The sequence below is a fragment of the Sphingomonas sp. CCH9-E2 genome (assembly GCF_001557215.1).
GTDB lineage: Bacteria > Pseudomonadota > Alphaproteobacteria > Sphingomonadales > Sphingomonadaceae > Sphingomonas.
The window spans coordinates 1-5,232 of sequence record NZ_LSJM01000283.1 but is presented as its reverse complement, the minus strand read 5'-3'; the positions used below and the strand labels follow the sequence as shown (position 1 = coordinate 5,232).

The window sequence follows — 5,232 nt, the reverse complement described above, 5'->3', positions numbered from 1 at the left end:
GGGAGAGGGGCATGAAAGCTCCACTCCCGACTGCCCCTCTCCCCGGCCCTCTCCCCTGAAGGGGAGAGGGAGAAGGAAAGAAGAATGGCCTCTCTCAAGGCACTCAAAGTCCGGATCAACTCGGTCAAGTCGACCCAGAAGATCACCAAGGCGATGAAGATGGTCGCCGCCGCCAAGCTGCGCCGCGCGCAGGAAGCGGCGGAGGCCGGGCGTCCCTATGCGCAGCGGCTCGAAAGCGTCGTCGCCAGCCTCGCGTCGAAGGTCGCGGGCGGCCCCGGCGTGTCGCCGCTGCTCGCCGGCACCGGCAAGGATCAGATCCATCTGTTCGTCGTCGCGACGAGCGACAAGGGCCTGGCCGGCGCGTTCAACACCAACATCGCCCGCCTCGCGCGTCGCCGCGCGCAGGAACTGATCGCGCAGGGCAAGACGGTCAAGTTCTACACCATCGGCCGCAAGGGTCGCGCGGTGCTGAACCGCCTGTTCCCGAACAGCTTCGTTCACGGGATCGAGCCCGGCGACCTCGGCAGGCTCGGCTTTGCCGATGCGCGTGGCTATGCCGACGACCTGATCGCGCGCTTTGAAGCCGGCGAGTTCGACGTCGCGCACCTCTTCTATTCGAACTTCAAGTCGGTCCTGACGCAGGAGCCGACCGAGCAGCAGCTGATCCCGGTCAAGATCCCGGAAGTCAGCGCGGCTGAGGACGCCGGTTCGGCGGTGGTCGAATATGAACCCGACGAGGAAGCGATCCTTGCCGACCTGCTGCCGCGCAACGTCGCGATCCAGCTCTACCGCGCGATCCGTGAGAACGCCGCGTCGGAGCAGGGCAGCAAGATGACCGCAATGGACAACGCCACGCGCAACGCGGGCGACCTGATCAAGCGGCTGTCGATCCAGTATAACCGCGCGCGTCAGGCCGCGATCACGACCGAGCTGGTCGAGATCATCTCGGGCGCCGAGGCCCTGTAAGATGCGCGCGTTGCTCCTCCTCGCCGCGACCGTCGCGCTCGCGGGCTGCAATCAGCAGCCTGCCGAGCAGCCGACGCTTGCGCAGAATGAGGCGGCGGCGCGCGAAGCGGCGGCGGACCTCAAGGGCTGGGACCGCGTGTTCGGCTTCCCGACCGAGACGATCGGCCGCCTCAACCAGTACGGCTACCGCCTCGCGCCCTATTCGGCGGCGCAGACCGGCTTTGCGGCGAAGGGCGCGGCGATCACGCTGTCGCAGTCCGATGCCAAGTCGCCCAACACCGGCACCGTGACCGTCGCTGGCCCGGACGCGGAGACGATCGACACCATCGCCTTTGCCCTGTCGCTGACCGACGAAGCCAATGCCGAAACGGCGAAGAAGCGGCTGACCGACATCGTCCGCGCCTTCCTGTTCCAGTATCGCATCGACGACAAGAAGGCGCTCGACGCCATCACCCGGGAAAAGACGTTCGACGGCACGATCGGCACGACGCCGACGGCCATCGCCATCGCCAGGACCGGTGGCGTCCGCACCCTGACCGTGACTTTCCGCCGCCCCTCCGCTACGGCCCCGGCCGAGGCGATGGTCGGCAATTCCCAGCAACCCTGATCGCATTCGCCAAGCAAGGACTTGAAGAACATGGCAACCGCAGCCCCCACCGCAGAAAAGCCCGCGCGCAAGCCGCGCGCGACCAAGCCCAAGGCGGACGTCGCCGCAACCGCGGCACCTGTCGCCGTAGCCGGCCAGGGCCGCATCGCGCAGGTCATCGGCGCGGTCGTCGACGTCAGCTTCGACGGCGAACTGCCCGCGATCCTCTCGGCGCTCGAAACCGATAACAACGGCAACCGCCTCGTCCTCGAAGTCGCGCAGCATCTGGGCGAGAACACCGTCCGCACGATCGCGATGGACTCGACCGAAGGTCTCACCCGCGGCCAGGCGGTCACCGCCACCGGCGCGCAGATCCAGGTTCCGGTCGGCCCGGCAACGCTCGGCCGCATCCTCAACGTCGTCGGTGAGCCGATCGACGAGCGCGGCCCGGTCGCAACCGACCTGCGCGCTCCGATCCATGCCGAAGCCCCGCTGTTCGTCGACCAGTCGACCGAAAGCGCGATCCTCGTCACCGGCATCAAGGTCATCGACCTGCTCGCGCCCTACGCAAAGGGCGGCAAGATCGGCCTGTTCGGCGGCGCCGGCGTGGGAAAGACGGTTCTCATCCAAGAACTGATCAACAACATCGCCAAGGGCCATGGCGGCACCTCGGTCTTCGCGGGCGTCGGTGAGCGCACGCGCGAGGGCAACGACCTGTATCACGAGTTCCTCGACGCGGGCGTGATCGCCAAGGACGCCGACGGCAACGCGATCAGCGAAGGGTCGAAGGTTGCGCTGGTTTATGGCCAGATGAACGAGCCGCCGGGCGCCCGCGCACGCGTCGCGCTGTCGGGCCTGACCATCGCGGAATATTTCCGCGACGTCGAAGGTCAGGACGTGCTGTTCTTCGTCGACAACATCTTCCGCTTCACCCAGGCGGGCGCAGAAGTGTCGGCACTGCTCGGCCGCATCCCGTCGGCGGTGGGCTATCAGCCGACCCTGTCGACCGACATGGGCGCGCTGCAGGAGCGCATTACCTCGACCAACAAGGGTTCGATCACCTCGGTTCAGGCCGTGTACGTCCCTGCGGACGACTTGACCGACCCGGCACCGGCAACGTCGTTCGCCCACCTCGACGCGACCACGGTTCTTAACCGTGCGATCTCGGAACTCGGCATCTATCCGGCGGTCGATCCGCTGGACTCGACCAGCCGCGTGCTCGAGCCGCGCGTCGTCGGCCAGGAGCATTACGAAACCGCCCGCGCCGTCCAGTCGATCCTGCAGAAGTACAAGTCGCTGCAGGACATCATCGCGATCCTCGGCATGGACGAGCTGAGCGAAGAGGATAAGCTGACCGTTGCCCGCGCGCGAAAGATCCAGCGCTTCCTGTCGCAGCCGTTCCACGTCGCCGAAGTCTTCACCGGCATCCCGGGCGCGTTCGTCCAGCTGGAAGACACGATCAAGTCGTTCAAGGCGGTCGTGAACGGCGAGTACGACCACCTGCCCGAATCGGCCTTCTACATGGTCGGCGGCATCGACGACGTCGTCGCCAAGGCCGCCAAGATGGCCGCCGAGGCGTAAGCCAATTCCCCCTCCCGCTTGCGGGAGGGGCTAGGGGAGGGCCTGTCCACACGGGCCGTCCTCGACTTATTACAGGCCCTCCCCCGACCCCTCCCGCAAGCGGGAGGGGGGAGAAATTTAAATGCTGCACTTCGAACTCGTGACCCCGGAAAAGCTGCTCCGCTCGGAGGACGTCCACATGGTGGTGGTCCCCGGCAGTGAGGGCGATTTCGGCGTGCTGGAGGGCCATGCGCCCTTCATGTCGACGATCCGCGACGGCAATATCGAAATCTACAAGACCGCGGCCAACCAGTCGCCGGAGATCATCCGCGTCGAGGGCGGCTTTGCCGAGGTCAATGAAAAGGGGCTGACGGTCCTCGCCGAAAAGGCGGGCTGACCCGTCATCCATTGCCGGAATCGAACAGGCCGCAGGCGCAACCCTGCGGCCTTTTTCGTACACGCGTTTCGGATTACCCCCGCCGATACTCCATCGCATTGCCCCAGCCCTGCGCCGTCCCGCGCTCGACCTTCAGCACATCGCCGGTGCGGCTGAAGCGCAGCCGCGCTGTGCCGCCCTTGACCGGCATCTCGAACGTCACGCTCTGTCCGTCGCGCGCCACCTCGGTAAATGCGCTGGACGGAATCGACGGCAACGTGAGGCGCAGCAGCGCCTTCTCCCCGGCGGTCTCGAATTCCAGTTCCGCCTTCGCGCCGTGCATCGCCCCGCTGACCCCCTCCTCGTTGCACGTGATGCCGAGCTTGGTCTGGTCGCACTTCATCTCCAGCCCGTTGCCGCGCCATGTCCCACCCAGCCAATCGAGATGACGGTTCGTCGCGGCGGCGTCGGCAGCCACCGGCGGCGGGACCGTTACAAGACCGGTCGGTGCTGCAAAGAGCGTGAACAGCGAGACGAGGAAGGTGAGCATGAATGGACCTCTGTGACCAAAAGAGGCCGACGCCGTCGCACAGACATGCGCCACCCGCCACGGTCAGGATCGGTCAGCGCACCCGGTTGAAGGTCCAGCGCATCGCCTTGCTGCCATCCGCCAGCGATATTTCGGCCGTCAGCGTGTCGCCCGTCGCGCGGTAGTGGATGCGCTGCGGATAATCATGCGCGGCGTTGATGAAGGTCACCCCGTCCCCGCCTGCTACCGCACGGAACGGCACCGGTGGTCTGCCCTCCGGCTGGGGCAGATAAACTGCAGTGTCGCCCTCCAGCGTGATCCGCAGGAATTCGAACGCGACCGTCTTCCCGTCCTTCACCGTCTGCGACGTGCCGAGCATCGTCCCGCCCGCCGCCTGTTGCCAGATTTCACAGGTCTGCCCGCGCGGACCATCCACACCGCACCAGCGCCCGGCAAGCCAATCGGGCAGCGCGACGCTCCCGCCCGATCCTGTCGCGGTCAACGGCATCGCCAACGCCGCCAGCACCAATGTCATCCGGATCATGCCAGTCTCCCTGTCGTCCTCCCTTGCATAACCGCGCCGCGACCCGCTGGCTTGAACCGATGCGACATGACAGGCTCCACCGATGGACTATTGCGAGACCCCGCCCCCTCCCGGACTAGACGACTTCGTCGCCGCGATCTGGATGCTGGACGTTGGCGGCGAGCCCGGCGATTGGGTCGATCATCGGGCAGTCCCCGATGGCTGTATCGAGTTGATCCGCCGCCATGCGGGCCGGTCGATTTGGCGCACCGAGCAGCCCCCGCTGTTCGTCACGGGCCTCGCGCTGTGCCCCGCCGTGCTGCGCTTCAGCGGCGACGCGCGCTTCACCGGCATCCGCCTTTGGCCTTGGGCCTGGCATGCGCTGGGCGGTGATCGGTGCGCCGGTTTCACCGATGACTGGCGGGCGGTGGCGGAGGACGGCCCGCTTTCAACGCTGCTGAACGACGCGGGGGCTCAGCTGACCCGGCTGGCCGCTGCCTTTGCCGGACGGCCACAACACCCGATCGCTGCGATCCGCCATATCGACCGCACCGGCGCGCTTGCGCGGCACAGCGGCCTTTCGACCCGACAGGTCCAGCGCATTGTCGCGCATGAGACCGGCATGTCGCCGCGCAGTTACCTGCGGCTGCTGCGCTTTCGCGAAGCGGTGGCCGCAGTCCAGGGGGGGGCGA

At 66.8% G+C, this 5,232-nt stretch carries 7 protein-coding genes; 5 read left to right on the top strand and 2 right to left on the bottom strand.

Going from position 1 to position 5,232, the window contains the following annotated elements; genetic code table 11:
* Nucleotides 1-84 precede the first annotated feature (84 nt).
* The 4 genes from AX681_RS13175 to AX681_RS13160 all read left to right on the top strand — a co-directional run bounded on the left by AX681_RS13175 (nt 85) and on the right by AX681_RS13160 (nt 3,509).
* Nucleotides 85-966, top strand: a complete 882-nt coding sequence (locus tag AX681_RS13175; protein WP_066657867.1) for a F0F1 ATP synthase subunit gamma — start codon at nt 85-87, stop codon at nt 964-966.
* A gap of 1 nt (nt 967) precedes the next feature.
* Nucleotides 968-1,573, top strand: a complete 606-nt coding sequence (locus AX681_RS13170) for a hypothetical protein (RefSeq protein WP_066657869.1) — start codon at nt 968-970, stop codon at nt 1,571-1,573.
* Nucleotides 1,574-1,603: 30 nt separating this feature from the next.
* Nucleotides 1,604-3,133: a F0F1 ATP synthase subunit beta gene (atpD, locus tag AX681_RS13165; RefSeq protein ID WP_231733676.1), complete on the top strand. Its 1,530-nt coding sequence runs from the start codon at nt 1,604-1,606 to the stop codon at nt 3,131-3,133.
* 121 nt (nt 3,134-3,254) lie between these two features.
* Nucleotides 3,255-3,509 carry an ATP synthase F1 subunit epsilon gene (locus AX681_RS13160; RefSeq protein ID WP_066657871.1) on the top strand — a complete coding sequence of 85 codons (255 nt, stop codon included), beginning with the start codon at nt 3,255-3,257 and terminating at the stop codon, nt 3,507-3,509.
* A gap of 73 nt (nt 3,510-3,582) precedes the next feature.
* On the opposite strand, the gene AX681_RS13155 is transcribed toward AX681_RS13160, so the two are convergent.
* Together AX681_RS13155 and AX681_RS13150 are read right to left on the bottom strand one after the other, a co-directional pair.
* A complete protein-coding gene (locus AX681_RS13155) occupies nt 3,583-4,038 on the bottom strand; it encodes a hypothetical protein (protein WP_066657879.1) in 456 nt (151 codons plus the stop codon).
* Nucleotides 4,039-4,111: 73 nt separating this feature from the next.
* Nucleotides 4,112-4,561, bottom strand: a complete 450-nt coding sequence (locus AX681_RS13150) for a DUF6265 family protein (protein ID WP_066657881.1) — start codon at nt 4,559-4,561, stop codon at nt 4,112-4,114.
* Nucleotides 4,562-4,643: 82 nt separating this feature from the next.
* Between AX681_RS13150 and AX681_RS13145 the strand changes: the two genes are divergently transcribed.
* A partial coding sequence (locus tag AX681_RS13145) for an AraC family transcriptional regulator (protein ID WP_197424291.1) occupies nt 4,644-5,232 on the top strand: 589 nt, incomplete at its 3' end.